17 protein-coding genes are annotated in these 26,039 nt (G+C 65.8%); 4 read left to right on the top strand and 13 right to left on the bottom strand.

Annotation, left to right across the window (positions count from 1 at the left end):
• Positions 1–93 precede the first annotated feature (93 nt).
• Complete coding sequence (locus D2N39_RS08055; protein WP_119134252.1) at positions 94–1,590, top strand: hypothetical protein; 1,497 nt, start codon at positions 94–96, stop codon at positions 1,588–1,590.
• A 12-nt stretch (positions 1,591–1,602) separates the two neighbouring features.
• On the opposite strand, the gene rlmN is transcribed toward D2N39_RS08055, so the two are convergent.
• Positions 1,603–2,793 (bottom strand): 23S rRNA (adenine(2503)-C(2))-methyltransferase RlmN, encoded by a 1,191-nt coding sequence (gene rlmN / locus D2N39_RS08050; protein ID WP_119134349.1) that lies wholly within the window; start codon positions 2,791–2,793, stop codon positions 1,603–1,605.
• Between the two features lie 141 nt (positions 2,794–2,934).
• Positions 2,935–3,468 carry an invasion associated locus B family protein gene (locus D2N39_RS08045; RefSeq protein ID WP_119134251.1) on the bottom strand — a complete coding sequence of 178 codons (534 nt, stop codon included), beginning with the start codon at positions 3,466–3,468 and terminating at the stop codon, positions 2,935–2,937.
• A 168-nt stretch (positions 3,469–3,636) separates the two neighbouring features.
• On the opposite strand from D2N39_RS08045, the gene D2N39_RS08040 reads away from it, so the two are divergent.
• Both D2N39_RS08040 and D2N39_RS08035 read left to right on the top strand, forming a co-directional pair.
• Positions 3,637–4,638 (top strand): asparaginase, encoded by a 1,002-nt coding sequence (locus D2N39_RS08040; protein WP_119134250.1) that lies wholly within the window; start codon positions 3,637–3,639, stop codon positions 4,636–4,638.
• 252 nt (positions 4,639–4,890) lie between these two features.
• A complete protein-coding gene (locus D2N39_RS08035) occupies positions 4,891–5,247 on the top strand; it encodes a DUF2794 domain-containing protein (RefSeq protein ID WP_119134249.1) in 357 nt (118 codons plus the stop codon).
• A 10-nt stretch (positions 5,248–5,257) separates the two neighbouring features.
• On the opposite strand, the gene D2N39_RS08030 is transcribed toward D2N39_RS08035, so the two are convergent.
• The 3 genes from D2N39_RS08030 to D2N39_RS08020 are packed head-to-tail and all read right to left on the bottom strand — an operon-like array spanning position 5,258 to position 7,889.
• Complete coding sequence (locus D2N39_RS08030) at positions 5,258–6,079, bottom strand: C40 family peptidase (RefSeq protein WP_119134248.1); 822 nt, start codon at positions 6,077–6,079, stop codon at positions 5,258–5,260.
• 2 nt (positions 6,080–6,081) lie between these two features.
• Positions 6,082–7,458 (bottom strand): leucyl aminopeptidase family protein, encoded by a 1,377-nt coding sequence (locus D2N39_RS08025; RefSeq protein ID WP_119134247.1) that lies wholly within the window; start codon positions 7,456–7,458, stop codon positions 6,082–6,084.
• Between the two features lie 59 nt (positions 7,459–7,517).
• The gene (locus D2N39_RS08020; RefSeq protein ID WP_233557085.1) at positions 7,518–7,889 is read right to left on the bottom strand and encodes a hypothetical protein; all 372 of its coding nucleotides are present in this window, start codon (positions 7,887–7,889) and stop codon (positions 7,518–7,520) included.
• Positions 7,890–8,051: 162 nt separating this feature from the next.
• On the opposite strand from D2N39_RS08020, the gene D2N39_RS08015 reads away from it, so the two are divergent.
• The gene (locus tag D2N39_RS08015) at positions 8,052–8,699 is read left to right on the top strand and encodes a carbonic anhydrase (protein ID WP_119134245.1); all 648 of its coding nucleotides are present in this window, start codon (positions 8,052–8,054) and stop codon (positions 8,697–8,699) included.
• A 16-nt stretch (positions 8,700–8,715) separates the two neighbouring features.
• Here D2N39_RS08015 and zapE read toward each other — a convergent pair whose 3' ends face one another.
• The 8 genes from zapE to D2N39_RS07975 form a co-directional block, all read right to left on the bottom strand.
• Positions 8,716–9,810, bottom strand: coding sequence for a cell division protein ZapE (gene zapE / locus D2N39_RS08010; RefSeq protein ID WP_119134244.1), 1,095 nt, complete (start codon positions 9,808–9,810; stop codon positions 8,716–8,718).
• Positions 9,811–9,847: 37 nt separating this feature from the next.
• Positions 9,848–10,474: a 4'-phosphopantetheinyl transferase family protein gene (locus D2N39_RS08005; protein ID WP_119134243.1), complete on the bottom strand. Its 627-nt coding sequence runs from the start codon at positions 10,472–10,474 to the stop codon at positions 9,848–9,850.
• A complete protein-coding gene (locus D2N39_RS08000) occupies positions 10,467–14,981 on the bottom strand; it encodes a MupA/Atu3671 family FMN-dependent luciferase-like monooxygenase (protein ID WP_119134242.1) in 4,515 nt (1,504 codons plus the stop codon). Before D2N39_RS08000 ends, D2N39_RS08005 begins: the two co-directional genes overlap by 8 nt.
• A 38-nt stretch (positions 14,982–15,019) precedes the next feature.
• Positions 15,020–16,021 (bottom strand): glycosyltransferase, encoded by a 1,002-nt coding sequence (locus tag D2N39_RS07995; protein ID WP_119134241.1) that lies wholly within the window; start codon positions 16,019–16,021, stop codon positions 15,020–15,022.
• 4 nt (positions 16,022–16,025) lie between these two features.
• Positions 16,026–22,418, bottom strand: coding sequence for a type I polyketide synthase (locus tag D2N39_RS07990; RefSeq protein WP_119134240.1), 6,393 nt, complete (start codon positions 22,416–22,418; stop codon positions 16,026–16,028).
• Between the two features lie 188 nt (positions 22,419–22,606).
• On the bottom strand, positions 22,607–23,596 hold the full coding sequence (locus D2N39_RS07985) for a glycosyltransferase (RefSeq protein WP_119134239.1): 990 nt from the start codon (positions 23,594–23,596) through the stop codon (positions 22,607–22,609).
• On the bottom strand, positions 23,596–24,981 hold the full coding sequence (locus D2N39_RS07980; protein WP_119134238.1) for a hypothetical protein: 1,386 nt from the start codon (positions 24,979–24,981) through the stop codon (positions 23,596–23,598). Before D2N39_RS07980 ends, D2N39_RS07985 begins: the two co-directional genes overlap by 1 nt.
• A 79-nt stretch (positions 24,982–25,060) precedes the next feature.
• Complete coding sequence (locus D2N39_RS07975) at positions 25,061–25,969, bottom strand: acyltransferase family protein (protein WP_119134237.1); 909 nt, start codon at positions 25,967–25,969, stop codon at positions 25,061–25,063.
• Positions 25,970–26,039 lie beyond the last annotated feature (70 nt).

The following is a 26,039-nucleotide window of genomic DNA, read 5'->3' as shown; positions in this document are numbered from 1 at the left end:
ACTTCCGCCCGTGAAGGCCCTTGTGCCGACCGTAGTCAGCCCCTACCGTCGCACCGCCTTGGGTTGCATTTTGCAGGGTTTGGAGATTCGACGATGTGCCTTCTGTGTGTGCTTGGTGCGGCTGGTCCGGGAGAAGAGGAAGAAGAACCGGGGGTCGTCGTTGCCGACCCTCCGCCTGCGGGCAGCGAACGTGCCCTTCTGGCCTATCTTGACAGTTCGGGCGCGCGCTGGAATGCCCTGACCGATCTGAAAACGCCTGTCATCGTGACCTATTCTTTCCTGTTGCAACAGGAATTGCCGTCCCTGTCCGAGTTCAATCCCTACGACAGTGACAGCTATGCACCGTTCAGCGATGCGCAGCGTGCAGAGTTTCGCAAAGCCGCCGAAATCGTCATGCAAACCGCCGGAGTTGTTCTTGTCGAAAGCGACGCGGACGGGGCGATGATCGACATCTACAATTCCACCGGCTCCAGCTATGCAGGCTGGGCGCATTACCCGGCCGTCTCCAAATGGGGCACTACGGGCGGCGATCTGGTACTCGATTTCGCATCGGGAGCCAGCTATGCGCCCGGCACCTTCGCTTTCGAGGCGATGCTGCACGAGCTGGGCCATGCGCTTGGCCTGAAGCACCCCTTCGAGGGAGACATCAAGCTGCCGCGCCAGTATGACAATACCAGCAACACGCTGATGTCCTATACCCACAGCGACAACGGCTATTTCACCGACTACCGCTCATTGGACGCAGCGGCATTGACCCGGCTTTATGGCGATCCGGTCAATACGCGTGGCTGGCAGATCACCGCCGACGGTGCCGGGGTAACCCTGAAGATGACCGGCCGCGCCGAAACCGTTGTCGGGCCGATTGGCGACAGCACGCTTTCCGGCATGGGCGGGGCCGATACCATCATCGGCGGCTCGGGGTATGACGTGATCCGTGGCGGCAATGGCGCGGATGTTCTCAAAGATACCAACGGACGGCTTTATGGCGGTGACGGCTATGACATCGTGACCGGCGGCGCAGCCGACGAGATGCTGTTCGGCGGGGCGGGACAGGATACGCTTTGGGGCGGAGACGGTTCCGACACCCTGCGAGGCGGCGCGGGCATCGATTCACTCTCGGCGGACCGCAGCGCGATGCATGGCTATATCGCAAGCGACCTGCTGCGCGGGGATGCCGGGCACGACTATCTTCGATCAGGCGGTGGGAATGACACCCTGTTGGGTGGCACCGGCCTGGATCATCTTGTGCTCGACACCCGTTCCTGGGGCCATTCCATCCTGTCCGGTGGGGGGGGCGACGATGTGCTTGCCGTCCGCCGACTTGGATCGGCGGATGTCAGCGGCGGCAAGGGCGACGATGAATTGCGGCTGAACGGCGCGTCGCATGTCGTGGTCATCGACCCTGACTACGACCGCGGCAGCGACCGGGTGATCGGTTTCGACCTTGTCAACGACTCGATCCGCATCGACGGCGAGGCTGATCCGGTGTTCAGCCGCCATGCGGGCAGGCTGGAACTCAGCATCGGCGAGGCGCATCTGCGCTTCACCAATCTGGTCTGGGCCGACCGCGATCAGATCATTTTCACCTGACCGGCGCCGGGCTTACAGCCCGGCTTCCGAAGCGATTTCTGCGCGCGACTTGCGTGCGCGTTCGGTCGCCGACTTCAGTTGGCCACAGGCCGCCATGATGTCTTCGCCGCGCGGGGTGCGGATGGGGCTGGCATAGCCCGCCTTGTAGACGATGTCGGCAAAGGCCTCGATCCGCTCCCAGTCCGAACGCTCATAGGGGGCGCCGGGCCATTCATTGAACGGGATCAGGTTGATCTTGGCCGGGATGCCCGAGATCAGCTTCACCAGACGTTTCGCATCGGCATCGCTGTCATTCACGCCCTTCAGCATCACATATTCAAAGGTGATGCGTTCGCTGTTCGACAGGCGCGGATAATCGCGCAGCGCGTCCAGCAGGGTGGCAATGTTCCATTTCTTGTTGACCGGCACCAGACGGTCACGCACCTCGTCGGTGGTGGCGTGGAAGCTGATCGCCAGCAGGCAGCCGATTTCCTCGGCCGTGCGGGCGATTTCCGGCACGATGCCGCTGGTGGAAAGGGTGATACGGCGACGCGACAGGCTGATACCCTCGCCATCCATCACCACCTTCATCGCGTCGCGCACATTGTCGAAGTTGTAAAGCGGCTCACCCATGCCCATCAGCACGACATTCGACACCAGCCGGGTTTCATCCTTCGGCGCACCCGGCACCGGCCATTCGCCCAGATCGTCGCGCGCCACCATGACCTGACCGACGATTTCCGCCGCCGTCAGGTTGCGCACCAACTTTTGCGTGCCGGTATGGCAGAACGAACAGGTCAGCGTGCAGCCAACCTGGCTGGAGATGCACAGTGTCCCACGGGTTTCCTCGGGGATATAGACGGCTTCAACCTCATGCCCGCCCGCGATGCGCAGCAGATATTTCCGCGTGCCATCGGCTGACACTTGCCGCGTCACGACCTCGGGCACCGAAATCTCGAAATGCTCGGCCAGCAGCGCGCGATAGTCCTTCGCCAGATTGGTCATCGCGGCGAAGTCACGCACACCCCAATGGTAGATCCATTGCCAGATCTGCCCGACCCGCATCTTGGCCTGCTTTTCCGACGTGCCGGCGGCGATCAGCGCGTCGCGCAACTGATCGCGCGTCAGACCAACAAGATTGCGCAAGCCGCCCTCGGGCAGTTTGCGCGGGATGGTCAGCACGTCCTGCGTGATCGGGGCAATGGTGGCGGGAGCCTCGGGCATGGGATTCGGGGCGTTCATGGCAGCGGATTCCTTCGGATGAAGGGGGTTCATACAGGAAATCGCCGCCTTTGCCAAAGGGCCTTGCGCGGCGGAATGCAAAAGGCCGCCCGAAGGCGGCCCGCGGGCGGTCGGAACGCGGCCTTACTGGCAGCGTTTGGCCGCATCGTCCATCGCCGCGGTGAAACCCCGCAGCGAGAACGTATCCTTGGTCTGCGTCCCGCGCCCGGACCGGGCGGTCAGAACGGCGGTGGTACCCTTTTTCATGGCGGCCAGGATCGCCGCATCCTGCTCTGGCGCAGCCCAGCCATATTCGCCATCGGTAAACAGTTCGAAGCTCGACCCGTCGATCGTCATGTTGACGGTCGATCCGCCCGCGAAGGGGTAGCCGCCGGTAAAGCTGACTTCGCCACGGCCCGCGCCACCGGCGCGATAGGTCACGAACAGCAGGATGTCACCGCGCCGCACCGAAACCGGCTTGCCGTCCCGGCTGTTCACGGTTTCCTTGGGAACCGAAACACCCCAGCATTCCTTGGGCTTGCCTTCAGGCGGTTCAACGAAAACCGACCAGTCGGTCTGAACCGCAACCTGGTTGGTCGATTCCTGCGCCTGCGCTCCGGTCACCGCAACGAATGCCAGCGCTGCCCCGCCAAGCGTGCGTGCGAGAAGGGATGTCATCTGATACAGCCTCCAGCCGTGTCTTTGCCTCTGCCGCCCCGCCAACTCCCGTTCTTTCGGGCTTTTCCTGTAGCGGGCGGGCGTTTCACCCGATATCCCTGCATAACAAGAAAATGGCAAGGCGCGAAAGTCCGCTGGGCAAGGAATCGCGCATCTGTGAGGATCGGAATGGCAGCAGCGGTGCGTATGGTCGAACTCTGGCGCGGCGGACTGCCCGAAAGCAGCCACCTGGGTCATGCCGTGATCTGCGACGCAGCGGGTGAAATCGTCGAAAGCTGGGGCGACCCCGGCGCGGTGATCTTTCCGCGCTCGTCCTGCAAGATGTTACAAGCCTTGCCGCTGGTCGAAAGCGGGGCCGCCGATGCGGCGGGGCTGCGCCCGGCGCAGCTTGCGCTGTCCTGTGCCAGCCATCAGGGTGCTGCGCTGCATGTGGGCGCGGTGCGCGACTGGATGGACGGGCTGGGGTTGGCCGAGGCCGACCTGCGCTGCGGCAGTCACGAACCCTTTGACCGCGCCGAGCGTGACCGCCTGATCCGTGCCGAAGAAGGCCCATGCCAATATCACAACAACTGCTCTGGCAAGCATGCAGGTTTCCTGACCTACAGCCGCCATGTGAAGGCCGGTCCGGAATATGTGGACATTGACCACCCGCTGCAACGCGCCATCCGTATGGCTTTTGAGGAAGTGACAGGCGAAGCCAGTCCCGGCTGGGGTGTCGATGGCTGTTCCGCGCCGAACTTCGCCACAACCGTCCATGGCCTTGCCCGCGCAATGGCCTATTTCGCCGCCGCGACGGGAACGGGCGGCGCCCGCGACCGCGCAGCGCATCGCCTGACCCGCGCCATGGCCGAGTTTCCTGAAATGGTCGCAGGCGAAGGCCGTGCCTGCACCGAACTGATGCGCGCCATGGAGGGCCGCGTGACGATCAAGACGGGGGCCGAAGCGGTCTTCGTCGCCATCGTGCCCGAACGCAAGATGGGCATCGCGCTGAAGATCCTTGATGGCAACAGCCGTGCGTCAGAGGCTGCCATCACGGCACTTCTGGTGCGCATCGGCGTGCTGGACCCGGCACATCCGGCGGCGCAGCGGCGGCTTGCCCTTGTCCAGCGCAACTGGCGCGGGGTCGAGACCGGAGAGATCCGCCTTGCCGAAGGCTTCCCCGGCACCTGAACCGTCGCGCCAGATGAAGAAGACCCCCCGAATGCACGGTGCATCCGAGGGGCCGCTCTCAAGCGAAAACCGAGGCCGACAGGCTGGGTGGGGGCTTTTGTCCATCGACCCCGGCTTTCACCCTGCCCGCAAGATCACCCGGATTCGCGGCGGAATCATGGTGCGGTGCTGGCGTTTTGGTGAAGATCGCGGCAAGTCCGGCCCCCATGCAGGCGGCTTGATTTGCGACAGGGTTGATGACAGCATCATGACATGTCGATCCTGCCCCCCGTGCCGCCGACCCCGATCCCGCTCGCCTCGACCCTGGTCGAGGTGGTGCGCTTTGATCGAACCGAACTTGGCGTGATCCTGTCGGTCTATGGCCGGATGGTGGCCGCCGGGGAATGGCGCGATTACGCCATATCGGCCCTGCGCGATGTCGCTGTCTTCTCGATCTTCCGCCGCACCGCCGAAGTGCCGCTATACCGGATCGAGAAACGCCCGAAGCTTCGCCAGAAGCAGGGCGCCTATGCGGTGCTGGGCGAAGGTGGGCAGGTATTGCGACGCGGGCATGATCTGGCCGCGGTGCTGCGCGTATTTGAACGCAAGCTGATCCGGCCCATCGAATAGACCCCGGCGACTAGATAATCCGCCGCCGATGCGTCACCGGCCCCTCGCCCGCCGCAAGAATGCGAGTGATCGCCGTCTCTACAGGCTCAACCGTCACCGCCATCACAGCAGCCGTGGCATGGATCATGCGATCTTCCGACAGCGCGATGGCGACATGGCCCTTCCAGAACAGCAGATCGTTGCGGCGCAGCGGCTCATCCTCGTCAAGCGGGCGGCCGCAAGACGCCTGCAAATCGCTGTCGGCGGGCAGCGAAATCCCGCAAGCTGCAAAAGCGATCTGTGCCAGACCAGAGCAATCCATCCCTGCCGCAGAATTGCCCCCCCACAGATAGGGCACATGCAGAAACTGCTGCGCAACCTCAGCGGGATCGGCGTGGTGCTGACCCAGCGACAACAGATGCATCGCAGGCACGAAACCGCCGGGTGTTTCGGCCCAGACGCCGGTCTGACCTGTCACCCTCAGCCGCGCGCCCATGGGCAGCGCCATCACCTCGCGCTGTTGCACCTTCGGCCCTTCGTATAGGTGCGTCGCAGGCGTGGCGACCCAATGTGTAGCCGCCTCCGGCGCACCCAGAGCGGATTCCGGCAAGTAGCCACAATAGCCGTCTTTCGCCGCCTGCACGAAGGCCCAGCCGTCCTGCCGGTCGATCACCAGAACCCCCTCGCCATGCAAGACCTGCCGGTCGCGGGCACCCCCCGGCGATTTCAGCAGATCGGCTACCGGCGGCAAGATCCGCGCGGCCTCCCCCGGCACATAGGCAGGTGCCGCGACGATGCCGCGCAGTCTGTCCAATGCGGCGCGGCCATTGGCGGGGGTCAGACGGCGATCCATGGTCAAAGCCCCAGCATTTCCGGCAGGGCGCAAAGCAGCGCACGCGCACCCTGCCCCGCGCCGCCTTTGGGCCGCGCCGGCGCATCGCTGGGCGTATGGCCATAGATGTCAAAATGCATATAGCGCGGATGATCGGCAAAACGGCGCAGGAACAACGCGGCCGTGATCGACCCGGCGAATCCGAAGCCGGGTGCATTATCCAGATCGGCGATCCCCGGCTCGATCACGCTTTCGTAGGCGTCATGGAATGGCAGGCGCCAGACCGGATCGGCCCCCGCCACCGCCCCATTCGCAAGTGCAGCCGCCATAGCCTCGTCATCGGTGTAGAACGGTGCCAGATCCGGCCCCACCGCAACCCGCGCCGCGCCAGTCAGTGTGGCCATCGAAATCAACAGCTCGGGGTTTTCCTCAGCCGCCCATGTCAGTGCATCGCCCAGCACCAGCCGCCCCTCGGCGTCGGTGTCATTCACCTCGACCGTCAGGCCCTTGCGCGAATGCAGGATGTCCTTCGGCCGCATCGACCGGCCGGACACGCTGTTTTCCACCGCAGGAACGATAACGCGCAGACGGATCGGCAGGTTCAACTGCATGATCATCAAGGCCAGCCCCATGACCGTAGCCGCGCCGCCCATGTCCTTCTTCATCAACTGCATCCCGGAGGACGGTTTCAGGTTCAGCCCCCCGGTATCGAAACAGACCCCTTTGCCGACCAGCGTGAGGCTTGGCCCCGTCTGCCCCCAGCGCAGCGACATCAGGCGTGGCGCACGATCGGATCCCTTGCCGACGGCGTGGACCATCGGGAAATCGCGCTCCAGCGCCACGCCCGTCACCACCTGCGTCGCGGCGCCGAAACGGTCAGCCAGTGACAGGAAGGCGGCCTCGAGTTCCGCCGGCCCCATGTCCTGCGCCGGTGTGTTGATCAGATCGCGCGTCAGATATTCCCCTGCCGCCATGGCAAGGATCCGGGCCTCGTCCACGCCAGCCGGACATTTCAGGCCAGGGAGGATGCGGCTGGCCGGTTTGTAGCGGTCGAACCGATACTGCGCCAGCAGCCAGCCCAGCGCCGCCTCTGCTGCATGATCCGGGGCCAGCCCTTCGAAATGCCAGTCACCGGCAGGCAGTGCCGCCACCGCACGCGACAGGCCAAAACGGGTGCGGGCTCGGGTTTTCCCCGTGCCAAAGCCGATCAGCGCGCCACCCATCTCCCCCCCCGCGCCGGGCAGTGGCAGAACCTCGCCCAGCCCTGCGGTAAAGGCATTGTCGCGCACCCAGACCGCCAGTGCGGGCGGCGCGGCCGCCAGCCAGGTTTCCAGATCATCGGCCGCCACCACGTGCAGCGGGCGCGACGGGCTTTGCGGATCGGCGAATGCGGGGGTCATGGCGGCTCCTTCCAGATTGCGACGAAGCCTAGCCGTTCCATCGCCACCCGCAAGCCCCGCTAGAGGCTCTGGTCCAGCAAGCCCTTGTCCACCGCCAAAGACCGTTCGGCCACCCGCAACAGCCGTGCCCAGACGGCTGAAAATGCGGTGGAATCGCCCTGTTCCAGACAGTTGCGCACGTCGGCCGCCACCAGACCGAGGCTGATCATGCCCAGATGTTCTGACATGCGTTGCAGCCTGCGCAGCTGTCGCGCGAGGTTCGTCAGGTCATGGCTGCGCACCTGCTGCGCCAGACCCGCCATGGTCAGCGCGAGTTCACCCAACGCCCGCGTCACCACCTGTTCGGCCTGCGCAGTGCCCATATCCCGATACATCGCCGCGACCGGCTCCACATCCTGTTGCAAATGTTCCTTCGGTCGAAGGACCGTCACCTGAACGCTCATCGCGTCACCCAACCCGTTGATTCACACCCATGCCCATGCTGCGCGGTCAGGCTGAACAAAAGGTTGCGGCGCGTGAAAGAAACCTCTCGAATTTTCTGCGATTGCATCGTATTGCCGAGCCACATTCTGCCAGATCTGACGGAGGCCCCGATGCAATACGCCAGACCGCTGCCGCACTACCTTGTCAGCCGCTATTCCGGCTGGAAGGCCACGACCTATCAGGACAACAAGGCCTGGTATCGCCGCCTCGCCGCCCACGGCCAGCATCCCCGCGCCATGATCATTTCCTGCTGCGATTCGCGCCAGCATGTGACCTCGATCTTCGGCGCGGATGAAGGCGAGTTCTTCATCCACCGCAATATCGCCGGTCTCGTGCCGCCCTACAGCCCCGATGGCGGCAATCACGGCACTTCGGCCACCGTTGAATATGCTGTGACGGCGCTGAAAGTCGCGCATGTCATCGTCATCGGCCATTCCAATTGCGGCGGCGTGAAGGGCTGCGATGACATGTGTTCCGGCCACGCACCGCAACTGCTGGAGAAAACCAGCTTCGTCGGCCGCTGGATGGATATTCTGCGCCCTGGCTACGAACGGGTCGCCCATCTGCCCGATGCAGACCGCGCCCGCGCGCTGGAAAAGGAAGCTGTGCTGGTCAGTCTGGAAAACCTGATGACCTTCCCCTTCGTGCGCGAAGCGGTCGAATCAGAAATCCTGACCCTGCACGGGTTGTGGAACGACATCGGCGAAGGCGGGCTGGAACAATACGACCCGGCAGCCAAGGCCTTCGTGCCGTTCTGAGCCTTCGCGGCGGCGGTTAATCCGCCGCCGCCTCGCTGCCCCAGGCGGCATCCTGCATTTCGCGCAGACGGCTGGCGGTGCGTTCAAATTCAAACGCCCCCGTGCCCTCGGCATAAAGCCGTTCGGGCACATCCGCCGCCGAACAGATCAGCCGCACCTTCGCCTCATACAAGGCGTCAATCAGCGTCACGAAGCGCTTCGCCTCGTTGTAGTTGGAGGCGGAAAGCTGTGGCACATCCTCCAGCACCAGCACGCGCAGCGCCTGCGCGATGGCCAGATAATCCGCTGGCCCCAGCGGGCGGGCGCAAAGATCCCAGAACGTCGCGCGCCCCACACCATTGGCAAAGCGCGGGATTTCCACCTGTCGGCCATTCACCTCCAGCAGCAGCGGTTGACCAGAGACCCCACCCACCAGATCACGCCAGATCGCCTCGATCGCCGGGCCGCTTTGCCCTGCCGGATGAAAATAGACCTGCGCACCTTGCAGCCGGTGCTGACGGTAATCATTCGGGCTTTCCAGCTCGTGCACGATGAATCTCTCGCGCAGCCAGGTGATGAAGGGCACGAACAGTCCGCGATTGAGCCCGTTCTTGTAGAGATCCTCGGGCACCCGGTTCGAGGTGGTGACAACAACCACCCCCTGATCGGTCAGCAGCTGGAACAGCCGCCCGACGATCATCGCGTCCGTAATGTCGGTGATCTGCATTTCATCGAAGGCCAGCAGTCGCACATCCTTGGCCACGCGGTCGGCCACGGGCTTCAGCGCATCTTCGACCCCGCGCTGCCGTGCCTCATGCATGCCCTTGTGGATTTCCTGCATGAAAGCATGGAAATGCACCCGGCGTTTCTGCGGGATGTCGAGACTTTCGACAAACAGGTCCATCACCATGGACTTGCCGCGCCCCACCCCGCCCCAGAGATACAGCCCCTTGGGTGGCGTCACCGGGCGGGCGAACAGGCCCGCGAACAGCCCGACCTTGCGGTTGGCGTTTTCCTCCAGCCAGCGGCGCAGATCCTCAAGGATGGGCAATACCGCGTATTGTGCCGGATCGGGCCGCAGCCGTCCGGCAGCGACACGGGCTTCGTAGATCTGGGTCAGGGTCTCGCGCATGATCCTGTCATAGCCGCGCCGCAGCGCCGCGAAAAGATCAGAGCGTTACCGCGCACAGGAAATGGCCAGCCACCTCGGCCCATCTGCCACGCAACACATGACCGCTGCGGAACGGGGTGATCTCTTCCTGAAAGGTAGCCGTAAAGCTGCCCGGTTGCAGATCGACCGACAGGACATGAAAATCGAACAGCGTGCGGCTGAGGCCATATTGCGCCTTGTAGGCGGCTTCCTTCGCCGCAAAGACCAGCTTGGCCCTGTGCGGATCGTAGTGATCTTCCTCGGGGCGCAGGACTGCCGCGCGCAACTCGTCTTCCAGCGGCAGCGTCGGTTCCAGATCGACACCAAGCCCCCGCAGAGGCGAAGGCACGGCCACGGCGGCAAGGCAAAGCTGCGCCGAATGACTGATCGAGCCGATCAGCCCCCTGGGCCAGACCGGCGCGCGGTCCTCGCCCATTGGCACCGGCAAGGGCGGCAGACCAATCGCGGCCATCGCCTCGCGCGCGGCCACACGACCGGCGCGAAACTCGGCCAGCCGCTGCGGCAGGCCGCCCGCCTGCTCGCCCGGAAAGGGCGGATGATCGCCCTGCGGATCGCTCACACCAACCCCGACGGCTGCGGGCAGAAGATCCCGTGCCGCAATAGACAACGCCTTGAGATCAGCCATCGCGCCCCGTCCGCAGCGCACGCCGCCGCGCCATCATGTCGGCCCGCGTGGCCGCCCGGTCTTCCGTCACCGGCGGTGGCGCGGTTGTATTGGCAGCCGGGGTGACCACGGGTTTCGCGGCGTCCCCCAGATGCGCGGCCAGCGCCGACAGCACGGGGAAGCGGAAAATGTCGGTGATCGACAGCTTTGACAGCCCCAACCCGTCACGCAATTCGCGGTGGGCCTGCACCGCCAGAAGCGAATGCCCGCCCAGCGCAAAGAAATTGTCCTTCGCCCCCACCTTGGGCACGCCCAGCACACGCTGCCAGACCTCGGCGATCTGCGCCTGAAGGCCCGTCTGCGGCGCCTCGTGCATCACAACGGCCACCTGCGCCTGCGGCGCGGGCAGCGCCTTGCGGTCCACCTTGCGGTTGGGGGTCAGCGGGAAGACCTCCAGCCGCAGGAAATGCGCGGGCACCATATGTTCGGGCAGGCTGTCAGCCAGCGCTGCCCGCAGCGCAGCCTCCTGCGCCGTGCCGGTGTAATAGGCCACCAGCCGCAGGTCGCCCGGCTGATCCTCGCGCGCCAGAACCACCGCCTGCGTGACGCCCGGCAGCGCCTCCATCCGGCTTTCGATCTCGCCCAGTTCGATCCGGTAGCCGCGCAGCTTCACCTGGAAATCGGCCCGACCGAGGTAGTCGAGCTTGCCATCCCCGCGCAGCCGCACCAGATCGCCGGTGCGATACATCCGGCCGCCCGCCCCGAACGGATCGGGCAGGAAGCGTTCCGCCGTCAAGTCTTCACGCAGCCAGTAGCCGCGCGTCACGCCATCGCCGCCAATCCACAACTCGCCCGCCACGCCGGGGGGCACCGGCTGCTGCCGGTCGTCCAGCACATAGACCTGTGTATTGGCAATGGGGGTGCCGATGTTCACCACGCCTTCGCCATCGCCCGCTTCCTCGACCGTGGACCAGATCGTCGTTTCGGTCGGCCCATACATGTTGAGGATACGCGCCCCGGTCACCTTGCGCAGATCGCGGACGAAAGCGCCCGGCAGCGCCTCACCGCCCAGCATCAGGGTCTTCACCTGCCCCAGCGCCATCTGCGCCTCGGCATTCATCAGGATCATCCGCGCCATCGAGGGTGTGCATTGCAGATGCGTCACCTTGTGGCGCAGGATCTGCGCGGCAATCGAGAAATCGTCTGCCGCAGGCTCCCCGCCCGCATTGGCGCGGCGCAGCACCTCGGCCAGCGGATAGAGCCCCTCCATCACCGCCTCGGGCGCAATGCCATAGTCGATCAGACAGGCCACCTCGGTCACGCCGATGCGTTTCAGGCTTTCGACCCGGTCCAGCGCATCCTCGACCGTGCCGAACAGGCCCGAATCCTCGAAATAGCGGTGGAAGGCAAAATCGAGGATCGCCTCATTCTCCTCGTCCGAGAGGCTGCGCAGGTCAATGTCCTGCGGATTTTCGATGCCCTGCGGTTTCTTGAAGGCCGGGAAGGCCCAGGCATATTGCTTCACCAGGCCCACGGCGGAGGCGAGGTAATCCTTCATCGGCTTTTCCGCCCCCCGCCGCGCCTGATCACGGTCGCGGCAGACATAGGTGTGCAGCATCAGCGTCACCTTGAAATCCGCCGGATCATGGCCTGCCTTGCGCAGCGCGTCGTGATAGATGCGGATCTTGTCGGCGACCTCGTCGATGCTTTGCCCAAGCAGATGGGTCAGCACATTGGCACCGATCTCGCCTGCCTCGCGCCAGGTCGCGGGGTTGCCGGCGGTGGTGATCCAGACCGGCAATTCCTTCGACACCGGGCGCGGCTGCGTCACCACGCCGAAGGTTCCGGTCTTCGTCGGGAAATCCACGGCCTCGCCCCGCCACAGACGGCGAACCTGCTCAATCCCCTCGAACATCGCGGCGCGGTTATTCGGCGGAGTGTTTTCGGGGCGCAGGACAAAATCGTCCGGCTGCCAACCCGAGGCGACGGCCAAAGCGGCCCGCCCGTTTGTCAAATTGTCGATCACCGCCCAATCTTCGGCCACCCGCGCGGGGTGATGCAAGGGCAAAACGACCGAGCCGGAGCGAACGCCGATATTCCGCGTCACCGCCGCCACCGCCGCGCCGGTCACCGCCGGATTCGGGTAGGGGCCGCCAAAGGCGTGAAAATGCCGCTCTGGCGTCCAGACCGCGCAGAAGCCGTGGCTGTCGGCGAATTTCGCGCCCTCCAGCAGCAACTCGTATTTCTTCGGCCCGGCGCCGTCGTCATTGCCCCAGTAATAAAGCGAGAACTCCATCCCCTTGGCCGACCCGATCCGCCCGTTCGACACCAGAGCCCGGTTTTCATCGCTGGTCAGCACCAGCTTGAACCCGCGCGCCAGCGTCCAGAACAGTTCCAGCACCGAGATGTCGAAGGACAACGAAGTGACGGCCAGCCAGACCGCCCCTGTCGTGTGGTCGATGCGGTCATCCATGCCGGCGAAGAAATTGGCGACATTGCGATGTTCGACCATCACCCCCTTGGGGCGTCCGGTTGAGCCGGAGGTATAGATCATATAGGCCAGATCGGCGGAGGTGACGCCGCTGTGCGGATTGCTCCCGGGTGTCGTGGCCAGCCGGGCGTCGGTATCAAGGCACAGCGTCGCCGGACCAACGGGCAAGGCCCCGGCCAGCGCCGCTTGCGTCACGATCACCGGGCAGGCGCTGTCTTCGATGAACAGCGCTGTGCGCTCGGCCGGATAGGCCGGGTCCATCGGCACATAGGCCCCACCGGCCTTGAGAATCGCCAGGGCGCCCACCAGCAGATCAAGCGAGCGGCGGCAATGCAGGCCGACCAGCGTGCCGGGCACGACCCCCATGTCGGTCAGCACATGCGCGGCGCGATTGGCGCGGGCGTTCAGTTGGGCATAGGTCAGGCTTTCGCCCTCGAAGACCACCGCGACGGCATCAGGGGAACGCGCCACCTGCGCCTCAAAGGCCTGATGCACGCATTGCGAGGGGTCGTAGGCCTTCACCGTGCGGTTCGGGGCGACCAGTGCCATCTCGCGCTCCGCTTCAGTCAGAACCGGCAGACTTTCCACCCGCGCCCCGCCCTGCGCGGCAGCGGCAAAGGTTGTCAGGCGGGCGGCCAGCGCCTCCGCCTGTTCCACGCTCAGGCGGCTCGCGTCATAATGCAGTGCGTCGGGGGAAAGCGTGACCACCGTGCCCGGCACCGGCGCAAGGCCGATGCCAAAGGCGGGCGGGGCCAGCCCGAACAGCCACCGCTCACGAGCCAGCAGATCGAGCGCAAAGGCCGGATGCGCGGACGCCGCCTGCAAATCCGCCGCGACGCGGGCGACGGCCTCGGGCAGGCTGCCCTCGGCCGCCACCCGCAGCGGCACCCAGTCCGACAGGATCCCCTCGGTCACATGGGCCGCGCCATAGGCCAGATCGGCCACCGGCTTGCCAGATAGCCGCACCGCTCCGAGGGCGGCCAATGCCAGTGACGACAGGGACAGCGGCACGGATCGCCAAAGCGCCGGTCCCGTAGCGGCGGTGGCCCCCGGCACCTCGGTGGGGTCGAGCGTCAGCAGCGCCCTGCGATGCGCCAGTTCCTTCGGCACCGCCCCGGCCAGCGCGCGGGTCAGCGCCTCGGCCTCCGCCGGGGTGGCAGACTCCAGCGGGTTCGGCAGGCTGAGACCCGAGACCGGAAAGCCCTTCTGGCAGGTCAGCCGCGACAGCCGCACCGCGCCTGTGCCGCAAGCCACCGTTATCGCGTCTTCCGATGCCGCCAGCACCTGCCCCGGCACACCGACGCCCGGCACCACTTCGGCCCCGCCTGCCACGACGTAACGCCGCCCATCCCACAGCTTTGCCGTGGTCAGCGGATTCCAGTAGCTGCCATGGTCCAGCGCCCGCACCAAGGCGGCCACCTGATCGGCGCTTTGGGTGAAATCGATCCGCCCTGCCGCTGCCGGGCGATCCGCCCGCAGATGCAGGCTGCGCTGCGTGAAATCCTGCGCCACGCCCGGCGCATCGGCCTCCAGCGCCGCCATCAGTTCCGGGAAGCTGTCCAAAGCTGCCTCGAAGCAGCGGGTGTTCAGCGTCAATGCGGTGTCGGCCGCAGCGATGGCAAAACGGCGCTGCACCAGAATAGCGCCTTCGTCCACACCATCGGTGATGCGATGCCAAGTGATGCCATGTTCCGCCTCGCCACCCAGAATGGCCCAGATGGGGGCGTTCAGCCCGGCATGACGCGGCAACGGCCCGTCGTGGAAGTTCACGCCGCCCTTCGCCGCGCATTGCAAGGCGGCATCGGGCACCAGCGAAAGGTTGGCGACCGACAAGAGCCAGTCCACATTGCCGGGCAGCGCGGCCTCCCACCCCGGTTCCTGCGCGATCACCGTCAGCCCCTGCCCCACGCCCCAGGCGGCGACATCCGCATTGCGGGTGATAAGCGCCGCGATGGCATGACCGCGCGCCAGCCACATCGCACCGCATTCGCGTGTCAGGCTTTCATTGCCAATCAGGTAACAGGAAACCGGGTTCATCAAACACTCCTTCCGCCCCCTTGCGAGCGGCGATGCCCCTATTCCGCGGGGCGCACATCCTTACCGATCCGAGGTTGCCCCGGATCGCGCCGCCCGACCCGTCGCAAGGAATGCACGATCAGATCGCGCAGGAAATGCGGCGGATCGCCCCGGTCCTTGCGCTGCACCAGAAGGCGCAGACGCCAGAGAACCCCGCCCGCCACATGAGCCAGCGTCGCGGCAGCGGCATAGATATGCCCGTGGTTCTTGGTAAAATAATGGCGACGGCTGTCCAGCCAGAATTGCGGAATGCGCGCCCAGGTCTTCATGCCGGTCGAGACCGAGCCGATATGTGTGACCTCGGAGCCGCGCACATAATCCGTGGGCCACCCCGCACGGGCCGCGCGCAGGCACAGGTCTGTTTCTTCAAAGTAAAGGAAGAAAGTTTCGTCGAACAACCCGATCCGGTCCAGCACATCTTGCCGCATCATCAGGCTGGCCCCCGCCAGCCAATCGACCCGCGTGCTCACCTGCGGGATCGGCTGTGCAACGATATGGCGTCGCAACAGGCGCGAGATCGGGCCGAAGCGCGCGGCGCCTTCAAGTTCCGACCAGAGGGTCGGAAAGCGGAAGGCCGTGCGATGCGGCGCGCCATCATCACCATGGATATAGCTGCCCGCAAAGCCTGTGGCGGGATGGGTCTCAAGATGATCCAGCAGCGCGCGAATGGCACCGGGATCGGGGAAAGCATCCGAGTTCAGGATATAGACGTAATCGGGCCGCGCGCCGCCCGGCAGCCCCGCACGAATGCCAAAGTTGTTGCCCGCACCGAAGCCGCCGTTGCAGCCCGATTGCAGCACCCGCACCGGCACCGCGCCACTGTCCCAGCCGCGCGCGGTGACGCCTGCCTGCATCGCCTCAAACGAACCATCGCCCGACGCATTGTCAACAATGGTGATGGCGCCTTCGAGCCCGGCCATTTCGCGCAGCGTCGCCTCGCAGGCGCGCAGCGTCATGTCAGGCGTCCGCCAGTTGAGGATGACAGTCAGAAGCCGGGGCATCGCGTCACTCCGCCGCCTCGCGCAGATGCGGTGCCGGGGTTTCGGCGGCTGCAATGACCTCGCGCAGACGCGCCGCCAGCACGCGGACATTCGGCTCCAGCACCATGCTGTCGTGATCGCCCGGAACCTCCTGCACCACCAGCGCCGGGGCGAAACGGGTCAGGTCATTGTCTGCGAACACATATTCCTTCGCGGCGCTGACCCACTGACCGTTGGACACCTTCCACTTGCGGTCCAGCGGCGGACGGAACAGGGCGGTCGGCCCTTTGCGAAGCGGCAGCGCATATTGCGGCAGGGCGGCCCGGAAGGCGGCCTCGATCTCGGCATTGTGGAACTGGTTTGAGGTTTCCGTCACGGCTTTGGGGCGACGCTTCTGCACCTCCCACGCCCAGCGCGCTTTCGCCCAGTCCAGCAGATAACCCGGCCCGCGCGCCTGCATTTCCGCCAGCTTGATCAGCGCCTTGTCGCGGCCCGACAGCGGCGGGCGCAACGGCAGCGGCGTATCGAGCAGTACCAGAAGCGAAACCGCTTCACCCTCGGCCTCCAGTTGTCGCGCCATTTCCCATGCGGTCAGACCGCCACCCGAGAAACCACCCAGCAGGTAAGGCCCCTGCGGCTGCACCTGCCGCAGTTCGGCGATATAGTCGCGGGCGGCCTCGGGCAGGGTGCGGTGTGGCTCGTCCTCGCCGAACAGCCCGCGTGCTTGCAGGCCATAGAACGGACGGTCTGCCCCCAGAAGCTGTGCCAGATGGCGCAGGTTCAGCACATTGCCGAACATACCCGCGACAAGGAAAAACGGCTGCTTCGGCCCGCCCGCGCCTTCGTGCATCGCCACCAGATGCGTGAAGCGACGGGTCGGCTGCGGCGCCTTCTCGGCCACGCTGTCCTGCGGACCAATGCGTTTCTCGATCAGTCGGGCACAGGCGGCGATGGTCGGCGCCTCGAAAAGCACAGAGATCGGGAAATCCACCCGGAACGCTTTTTTCACCATGGCGAACAGGCGCACCGCAATGAGGCTGTGCCCGCCCAGCGCGAAGAAATCATCCTCGACCCCGACCTGCCCGACCCCCAGCAGATCCTGCCAGAAGCCGACCAGCGTGCGTTCGATGTCATTGCGTGGCTCGATGTAGTCGCTGTCCAGATCCGGGCGGGCAAAGCTCTGCCCCTCCGGTCGTGCGGCAGTCTCGACCCGGTCGGCCTGCCGCACCAGCGCGGGCAGGTCCAGCGACGAGACGATGACCTGCGACTGCCCGGTTGCCACGGCACGCAGGAAGGCATCGGCGCCCTCTTCGGCCCGGATGCCCTGCGACAGGTTGTGCAGCAGCCGTTCCTCTTGCGGCGAGGCCGGGCGGGCGCCTGCGGGATCGGCGTCGAAGGTCAGATCGCGTTCGGCCAGCGGCGGGGCGGTAAAACCCGCGTCCAGCCGACGGATGGTGAAGCCCTCGATCTCGGCCAGCACGCGGCCGGTGTCGTCCGCCAGCGTGATGTCGAAAACCGCCACCGGCCCTTCGCCCCGGTTGGCGGCGGCATTGCGCACCCAACTGTGGAGCCGCGCCGGGATCGCCCCCCAGACCCGCACACGGCCATAGGACACCGGCACCCAGAGGTGATCGGGACGATAGCCTTCGATCAGACCTATGGCCCAGCCGGTCGCCAGATCCATCAGCGCGGGATGCATCAGCCAACCATTTGTCAGATCAACCTGCGCGGCCAGCGGCAGGGTCAGCACCGCCAGCCCCTCGCCCTGCCCCAGCGCCATGCGATGCAGCACACGCCAGCGCGGGCCGAAGGCAAGGTGGTCTTCTTGCGGCGAGCGGATGCCCTTCGCATCCTCCACCGCCGGCCCCATCCGCGCGGCAATCGCCGCCAGATCGACCGTGGCCGCCGTTCCCCGCAGCGGCATCAACCGGCCCTGCGCATTCAGCGTGAAGCCCTGCCGCCCGCGGAAATCCTGCGCGGAACGGACCTCGAAGGCGAAACCCTCGTCCGTGGCTGCCAGTCGCAACCGCATCGTGCGCGACGCGTCATCCGCCACCTCAAGCGCGCGGAAGAACATCAGATCGCGCAATTCAAAGGCAGTCCAGCCTTCTTCCGCCGCCGCCTCGGCCGCGATTTCCAGATAGCCGGTGCCGGGCACCAGGGCCTGACCGGCCGTCGTGCGGTGGCCATCCAGCAGCCAGCTTTCGGTATTCAGATCGGTCTCGTAAAGTCGCGCGCCCTCGCGGTCAAAGGTGCTCTCGGCCAGCAGGGGGCGCCCGCTGACCGGCAGTTTCGGCGCGGGTGGGCGGTTGCCAGTGCGGTCGGCCAACGCCTCTGCCGCCATGCCGACATCGGACCAGATACCCCAGTTCAGCGCCAGAACCCGCGTCTTGCCTCCGGCCCGTGCCTGCGCAAAGGCGTTCAGGTATTCGTTCGCCGCCACATAATCCACCTGCCCCGCCGGGCCGGTGATGGTGGAGGTCGAAGAAAACAGCACCAGCAGATCCAGCGACCCGTCAGGGAACAGCGTATCCAGCACCTGCGTGCCGTGCAGCTTCGGCGCAAAGACTTCCTCCACCGCCGCCGGGCTCTTGGTCAGCAGCGGGCCGTCATCCACCACACCCGCCGCATGGATCACCGCGCGGATGCGGCCGAATTCGGCCTCCGCCTCCGTGATCGCCGCGCGCATCTCCTCGGTGTTGCAGACATCGGCACGGGCCACCCGCACCTCGGCGCCAAGGCTTTCCAGCCGCTGCACCGCGAGGATGCGCCGCGACAGCGGATCGGCAGCACCATGCCGCGACAGATGCGCAGCCCAACCGGCGCGCGGCGGCAGATCGCGCCGCGCGATCAGCAGGATCTTTGCCTTCGCTGCAACCGCCAGCTTTTCGGCCAGCGTCAGCCCGATACCGCCGAAACCGCCGGTGATCAGCACCGGCGCACCTTCCGGCAGGTCCAGCCCCGCCTCTGGCAGCGGCAGTTTCCTCAGCCCGCGCTCCAGCCGCTTGCCATCGCGCAGCGCCGCCATGCGGTTACCCGGCGGGGCAAGCAAATCCTCGCAGACCTCGGCCGCAAGATGCTCCATCGCCGCCGCATCCGGCTTTGCCCACCAGCCGCGCGCGGGGGTGGGCAAGCGCAAATCCAGCGTCGCGCAGGTCATTCCCGGCAGTTCGCGCGGGATCACCCGCACCGGCCCGGCAATCGCGGCCTTCTCGGGATAAGGCAGCCCTTCCCCGGCCACCTGCACCGCGCCGGTGGTCACCACGGTCATGTGAACGGGCTGGGGCAGATTTTCCCCGGCAATCGCCTGCCCGAGGAACATCAGGGCATAGAAACCCTGTTCGATATTGCGATGGAAAAAGCTTGATCCGGGTCGGTAGCTTTCGCCCTCCGTCACCAGCCAGAAATGCGCGATGCGATCGGGGGCATGGCCATGCGCCACCAGATCGCGGATCAGCGCATCATAGCCTTCGCGCCCGCGTTCGGGATTGAGGAGATAATTCCCCTCGCCATCACGGGCGAAAGCATCGCCGCTGCGCACCACGGTCACGCGATGCCCCTCGGCACGCAACCGCGTCACGACCGGCACGGCGAGTCCCGCCTCGTCGGCGAAGACCAGCCAGCTGTGCGCTGCGGGTTCGTCCTCTTCCTCGGCGGCACGGGCACGCCAGACCGGGCGCCAGCCCCAGCCCGCGACATCCGCGATCCGCGCGGGTGTTTCCTCAACCCCGGCCGCCTGCGGCTGTGCCGGTTCGATGAAATAGGTCTTGCGCTGGAAGGCATAGCCCGGCAGCGGCACGCGCAGGCGCCGCGCGCCGCCCCAGACCGGCTCCCAATCCACCGGCACACCACAGGCCCAAAGCCGCGCGATGCTGGCGATATGCCAGGCGTCATCCGCCATCTGCTGTTCGGGGTGGCGCAGCGCCGCGACCACCTGCCCCGGTGCCACGCCATTGGCCTGGGCCAGCGACGACAGCGCGCGGCCCGGCCCCATTTCCAGATAGACCCGGCCCGGTGTCGCCGTCAGATACTCCATCCCCTGCCGGAACAGCACCGTGTTGCGCAGATGGCGGACCCAGTAATCGGGGTCTGTTGCCTCGGCCACCGTCAAGGGCAGCCCGGTGCGGTTCGAAATCACCGGCAGCGTCGGCGCATGCAGCGGGATCGACCGCAGATAAGCGCCGAAGCGATCAAGAATCGGCTCCAGCATCCGGCTATGCGCGGCGATGTCGATGGGGATGCGGCGGGTTTCCACTTCTTCCGCCGCCAGTTCGGCCGCCAGCGCCGCCAGTGCCGCATCCGGGCCGGACACAACACAAAGCCCCGGCGCATTCACGCTGGCCATGTCCAGATCGCCAGTCAGGCGCGGGCGCAGCGCGGCCTCATCCAGCGGGACCGACAGCATCCCCCCCGGCGGCACGGTGTCGAACAACTGCCCGCGCAGATGCACGAGGCCGATGCAATCCTCGAAGCTCATCACCCCCGCCAGACAGGCGGCGGTGTTTTCGCCCATGGAATGCCCGATCAGTGCGGCGGGCTGCACGCCCCAGCTTTGGTAAAGCTTCGCCAGCGCATATTCGACAATCATGATCAAGGGAAGCTGCACCGAAGGCCGCTTCAGTCGCTCATCCGCCTCCGCCTCTGCCCCCGGCTCGGGCAGCCAAAGGGCGCGGATGTCATAATCGAGCTTCGGTTGCAGCACCGCAAGGCCACGATCCATCCAGTCGCGGAACTCGGGTTCCGTTTCGTAAAGATCGCGCCCCATGCCCGCGAATTGCGCGCCACCGCCGGGAAACATGAAAACAACCTCGGGGGCATCCAGATGGTCATGGTTGAACACCCGACGCGGGTCTTTGCCCTCCAGCAGGTCGGCAGCCTCGGCGTGGTTTTCCGCCACCAGAACCCGGCGCTTTTCAAAGGCCCTGCGACCTTCCTTCAGCGTGAAGGCCACATCAGCCAGCGGCTGTTCGGGGTGCGCCCGCAGATGCGCGGCCAGCCGCGCCGCCTGCGCATCCAGCGCGGCCTTCGATTTCGCGGAAATCACGATGGGCTGGAACGGCCAGTCAGAGGCGTCCGACACCTCACGGACCGGCGCCTCTTCCAGAACGGCATGGGCATTGGTGCCGCCAACGCCAAGGCTGTTGACCCCGGCGCGACGCGGGCGGCCCTTGCCCTCCCACGCGGTCAGCCGGTCATTCACCCGAAAGGGCGAGGTTTCGAAATCAATCGCCGGGTTCGGCGCCTCATAGCCCAGCGAGGGCGGCATCTCGCGGTGATGCAGGCTCAGCGCGACCTTGATCAGGCTCGCCACCCCGGCGGCAGTATCCAGATGGCCGATGTTGGTCTTGACGCTGCCGATGCGGCAGGTGCCCACGCTTTGCGCGCTTTCGGCAAAGCCTTGTGTCAGCGCCGCTACCTCGATCGGGTCCCCCAGATAGGTGCCGGTGCCGTGGCATTCGATGTAATCGACCGTATCCGAAGTCACGCCTGCGATCGCCTGCGCCTCGGCCACGCACCGCGCCTGCCCCTCGACCGAGGGCGCCAGATAGCCCGCCTTCGCCGCGCCGTCATTATTGACTGCGCTGCCCTTCACGATGGCCCAGATATGGTCGCCATCGCGGATCGCATCGACCGCGCGGCGCAGCACCACGCAACCCGCACCCGAGCCGAAAACCGTGCCCTGCGCGCGATGGTCGAAGGCGTGGCAATGGCCGTCGGGCGACAGGATCTCGCCCTCGTGGAACACATAGCCCCTGCCTTGCGGCAGTTCGATGGTCACACCGCCCGCCAGCGCCATGTCACATTCGCCGTTCAGCAGCGCCTGCGAGGCATAATGCACCGCCACCAGCGAAGTGGAACAGGCGGTCTGAAGGTTGATGCTCGGCCCCTTGAGGTCGAAGATATGGCTGACGCGGGTGGACAGGAAATCCTTGTCGTTGCCGGTATGGCGCAGCAGGAACATGCCGGTGCCATCGACCAGATCCCGGTTGGAGCAGAGGTTGAAGTAGAAATAGCTGCCCATGCCGCAACCGGCATAGACGCCGATGGCGCCGCGGAACGCCTCGGGCACATGGCCCGCGTTTTCCATCGCCTCCCACGCCACTTCAAGGAACTGGCGGTGCTGCGGATCGAGGATCGCGGCCTCTTTCGGGGAGAAGCCGAAGAAGTCAGCATCGAAATCGGCAAAGCCGTCCAGCGGCGCGGCGGCAGGCACATAATTCGGGTTGCGCAGCTTTGCCGGGGTTTCGCCATTGGTCAGCAATTCAGCCTCGGTCAGATGGCGGATACTTTCGATCCCGTCCCGCAGGTTCTGCCAATAGGCCTCTATCGAAGGCGCACCGGGCAGATGCGCCGCCATCCCGACAATTGCTATGTCGGTTTCGGAAATCCCGCGCTGCTCAATCCCCTTTTCAGACATCCACTTTCACCAATCCGGCAGCCGCGCAAAACTGCGGCCACTCCTCACAACCCCGCAAACCTTAACGTAAACACGCTATTGGCGATAGCCATGGGGGCAGGATCAACGGTCCATCCCGGAGTTGGTGACAATGCCACGCTTTTGCCACATTCCTGCCAGATTCTCCGCAGGACTGTGGCAAAACACCGCTACCAATGGCCCGCGCCGGTGCCCCGCGCCATGCGGATCTGCGCAATCAGCCAGACGATCAGGTCAAATCCGAAACCTGCGACCAGAAGCAGCAAGCCCTTCGGGCGCAGCAGGCGGCGCGGGTTGCACAGCAGGTTACGACTGCGCTTCACCAGAAAGTGCAGGGGAACGAATCCGTCCGGCCAGCGTGGTAGCCGGGCTTGGGCAATTCGGCGCAACCAACCCTGATCGCGGGCAGCCAGTTGCAGGGTCGCCTTCCGAACCGGGGGCGCCATCTCGCGCAGGGCATCGAAAGCCGCCATGTTCAGGGCCGAACCGATGACGATGCGCACCTGATGCCGGATCAGGCCCGCAATGCTGCGCTCGCTTTCATAGATGTGCCAGACATCGGCGCCACCGATGCGCGGCAGATCCTCGGACACAGTCAGATCGTCAGTCAGGACCATGGCACGCAGAAAGCCGTCTTCCACCGGCAAGCCGGCAGGCAGCCAGCGCAGGCGGGCGCAGGTGGCGGGCATGGCGTAAAGCTGGCCACAGATCGCGGTCTGCCAGTCATCCAGCGTGCCACCCGCCATGGCGATCAGCCGGTCCTGCCAGCCAAGGCCCCGCGGATCGGCCACGATGTCCTTCACCGGGCGCGAGTTCATCACATGCAGCTCCGGTCGTGCCTGAAGTGCCGCAACCAACCGCGCCAGCGCGTCGGCATCGGGCAACTGGATATCGGCGTCCGCGAAGATCAGCACCCTGGCCTCGGGGCGTGACAGGTCATGGACGAAACGGTTCCACGTCCGGCTCTTGCCGCCCTCCGGCAGGTCTGCGACCTCGGCCCCGGCCGCACGGGCAAGGGCGGCCGTATCGTCGGTGCAACCATTGGCCAGAACGAGGATGCGCAGGTCGAGCCCCGGCACCGTCTGCGCGGTGAGCCGCGCGACCATGGTCGCGATGCCTGCCGCCTCGTTATGCGCGAAGACCCCCAGATCGACCTGCATCACAACACCGTCCGTCCGGCTTTCGGATGCCAGCGCGCCCGGATCGCTGCCGCGCGGGCCGCGCGCCGGGCACGGGCCAGCCCCTCGGCATGGCCCAGCACGGCCCCCGCCATCATCCATGTCAGCGGCACCAGCGTCGCATTGGGCAGCATGTCCACCAGATTGGCTGCCACCAACAGGCAGACCGCCGCAACCCAGGGCGAGACCGGCGCGCGCCGTGACAGCATCTCGCGCCCCATCAGCAGCAGCGGCAACACAAGCAGGCCAAACTGCGCCAGATAGCCCAGCCAGCCATAGATCCCCAGCGTGATGATCCATGCGCCATCGGCGATCGATGTGCCCGCGCCCGTCATCGGATCATAGATCAGGTTGCGGCCGTACCCGCCCCAGCCGAACCACGGCTTCAGCGCGGCGCGGTCCAGCAACGTCTCTTCATTGCCGACGCGGAAGGCGAAGGAATAGGCCCGGTCCGGCGACAGCCGCTCGGCCAGCGCGATGATCTGGTCCAGCGGAACCAGATGCGCCCCGCGCAGCAGCGGATAGGTGATGACCATGCCCGCCAGCGCCGCCGCAACGATCACCTGCCAGTGCCGCGGCGCCAGCACGATGAGCGGACCAAGCCCGAACGCATAGACCATCGGCCCCGCGCTTTTGCACAGTACCAGCACCGCCGACAGATACAGCATCACCCCGAACTGCATCGGCCGTCGGTCGGAAGGCCCGACGCGGAACAGTGTCACCGCACTCATCGCCGCCATCATCGCAAAGAAGGCAACCCACAGCCCGTGCGGCAGGAATACAACGGGCCGGTAACCGCCAAAGCGGATCGTCTGAAAGAAATCGTGCTGGAAATAGCCATAGACCCAGACGTTCATCTGCGGTGACAGCCGCGTCTCGATCAGCATGGGCACCGAATAGGCCAGCCCCCCCGCCACCAGTGCGACAAGGATCGCCCGCATGGACTCGGGGCTGGAAAGGTAGCGGCGGGCAAGGAAATAGGGCAGCACCGCAATGGCCTGATTGGTTACTGCCGCCACACTGTCATAGATGCGCATGCCCTGTATGACCTCGAACCGGCCTTTCGGCATCGGCTCGGCATTGGTCAGCACCGTGGCGAAGGGCGACAGGACGAAGACCACCAGAAGCGCCCGGCCGACCCAGGACTCTGGCAGGACCGGAATGGTTTCCTTGCGCGCGAACAGCACCATCGCAAGTGCGACCAGCGGCGGAATGCTGTCCTTGCCAAGATCGGGCACCACCGGCAGGTCCAGCGCGATGACCGGCGGCAGGATCAGGTATGCCCCAAGGATCGACCAGATCAGCGCCAGATCCGGCGGCAGGCGACGCCACAGCACCACCATGACCAAGGGCCAGATCAACAGCATCAGCCATGCAAGGGGGTTCGGGGTGATCAGGGGCCGGCTCCGTGGTTGTGGCCGCGCGAGTCTAGCATCGCACGGCCTCTCAGACCAACCGGCGGATGACGGGCAGCCGCAGCGCGATGACCGTCGCAGCCCAGGACAGCAGGAAGGCGGTGAACGTCTTGGTCCAGAACCCGGCATCCGGGCCGAAAATCTTGTAAGCCACCAGCATGAAGAACGGATGCATCAGGTAAATGCCAAAAGCCACGCGGCCCAGCGCGGGCAGCAGCGGGTGGCGCAGGGGCAGCCGCCAGAACAGTTCGAACGCCAATGCAGCGATCAACGCGGTCAAGGCCCAGGGCTTGCCCGCCATCGCCCAGCCTGCCGCCGTCAGCAGCGCCATCGCCGCCAGCGGCAGCAGCGGCCGGTTCAGCCGGTGTGCAGGCGCCAGCAACAGGCCATAGACATAGAGCGGCAAGCCAAAGGCCCATTGCGGCAGCGGGTCGGGCATCGGCAGGAATTCATGCAGCCAGAACAACGGCAGCCCCACGGCAAGCATCAAGCCGGACCCCGCCATCAGGCTGGCCGGGCTGCGCACCAGCCGCGCCACCGGCTGCACCAAGGCCATGGCCAGCATGACAAACGGCAGAAACCACAGATGGATGGTCGAACCGATCAGCAGGCTCCACGGATTGGTCAGCGGGATGAACCGCGCGGGATCATGAGAAAGCAGAATGTCCAGCAGTCGGAACACCGCCGACCAGAACAGCCATGGCAGCACCAGCCGCCGTGCCCGCGCGATCCACGGATAACGGCCGCCCGCACGTTCCGCCGACTGGATCGCCAGAAAGGCAGTGAGGATCAGGAAAAGCCCAAGCGAAAGATGGCCCACCCAGTCGCGCGGCGAGGCCAGCGCATGCGCGGCCACCACCCCGAAGGCGGCGACGAACCGGGCAAGGTCCATCGACTGCCGGTGTTGCACGGCGGGTTTGCTGGGCGCAGCAATGCTCATGTTTCACCGCTACGCGAGCGTGCCCTGTCCGGGCAACAGGCATGCAGGCACCAGCCTGCGGTTTGCGGGA

Origin of the sequence: Gemmobacter lutimaris (assembly GCF_003570715.1) — a bacterium.
In the GTDB taxonomy this organism is placed as follows: Bacteria; Pseudomonadota; Alphaproteobacteria; order Rhodobacterales; family Rhodobacteraceae; genus Gemmobacter; species Gemmobacter lutimaris.
This window is presented reverse-complemented; position numbering and strand designations above follow the sequence as displayed.

What these genes read in the sequence shown, in the direction of transcription:
- zapE (WP_119134244.1), bottom strand. Translation starts at nt 9,810, where the DNA reads ATGCGCGAGACCCTGACCCAGATCTACGAAGCCCGTGTCGCTGCCGGA.
- D2N39_RS08015 (WP_119134245.1), top strand. Translation starts at nt 8,052, where the DNA reads ATGCAATACGCCAGACCGCTGCCGCACTACCTTGTCAGCCGCTATTCC.
- D2N39_RS07995 (WP_119134241.1), bottom strand. Translation starts at nt 16,021, where the DNA reads ATGCCCCGGCTTCTGACTGTCATCCTCAACTGGCGGACGCCTGACATG.
- D2N39_RS08035 (WP_119134249.1), top strand. Translation starts at nt 4,891, where the DNA reads ATGTCGATCCTGCCCCCCGTGCCGCCGACCCCGATCCCGCTCGCCTCG.
- D2N39_RS08000 (WP_119134242.1), bottom strand. Translation starts at nt 14,981, where the DNA reads ATGAACCCGGTTTCCTGTTACCTGATTGGCAATGAAAGCCTGACACGC.
- D2N39_RS08030 (WP_119134248.1), bottom strand. Translation starts at nt 6,079, where the DNA reads ATGGATCGCCGTCTGACCCCCGCCAATGGCCGCGCCGCATTGGACAGA.
- D2N39_RS07980 (WP_119134238.1), bottom strand. Translation starts at nt 24,981, where the DNA reads ATGCTGTTGATCTGGCCCTTGGTCATGGTGGTGCTGTGGCGTCGCCTG.
- D2N39_RS07975 (WP_119134237.1), bottom strand. Translation starts at nt 25,969, where the DNA reads ATGAGCATTGCTGCGCCCAGCAAACCCGCCGTGCAACACCGGCAGTCG.
- D2N39_RS08045 (WP_119134251.1), bottom strand. Translation starts at nt 3,468, where the DNA reads ATGACATCCCTTCTCGCACGCACGCTTGGCGGGGCAGCGCTGGCATTC.
- D2N39_RS08005 (WP_119134243.1), bottom strand. Translation starts at nt 10,474, where the DNA reads ATGGCTGATCTCAAGGCGTTGTCTATTGCGGCACGGGATCTTCTGCCC.
- D2N39_RS08025 (WP_119134247.1), bottom strand. Translation starts at nt 7,458, where the DNA reads ATGACCCCCGCATTCGCCGATCCGCAAAGCCCGTCGCGCCCGCTGCAC.
- D2N39_RS08040 (WP_119134250.1), top strand. Translation starts at nt 3,637, where the DNA reads ATGGCAGCAGCGGTGCGTATGGTCGAACTCTGGCGCGGCGGACTGCCC.
- D2N39_RS08055 (WP_119134252.1), top strand. Translation starts at nt 94, where the DNA reads ATGTGCCTTCTGTGTGTGCTTGGTGCGGCTGGTCCGGGAGAAGAGGAA.
- D2N39_RS07990 (WP_119134240.1), bottom strand. Translation starts at nt 22,418, where the DNA reads ATGTCTGAAAAGGGGATTGAGCAGCGCGGGATTTCCGAAACCGACATA.
- D2N39_RS07985 (WP_119134239.1), bottom strand. Translation starts at nt 23,596, where the DNA reads ATGCAGGTCGATCTGGGGGTCTTCGCGCATAACGAGGCGGCAGGCATC.
- rlmN (WP_119134349.1), bottom strand. Translation starts at nt 2,793, where the DNA reads ATGCCCGAGGCTCCCGCCACCATTGCCCCGATCACGCAGGACGTGCTG.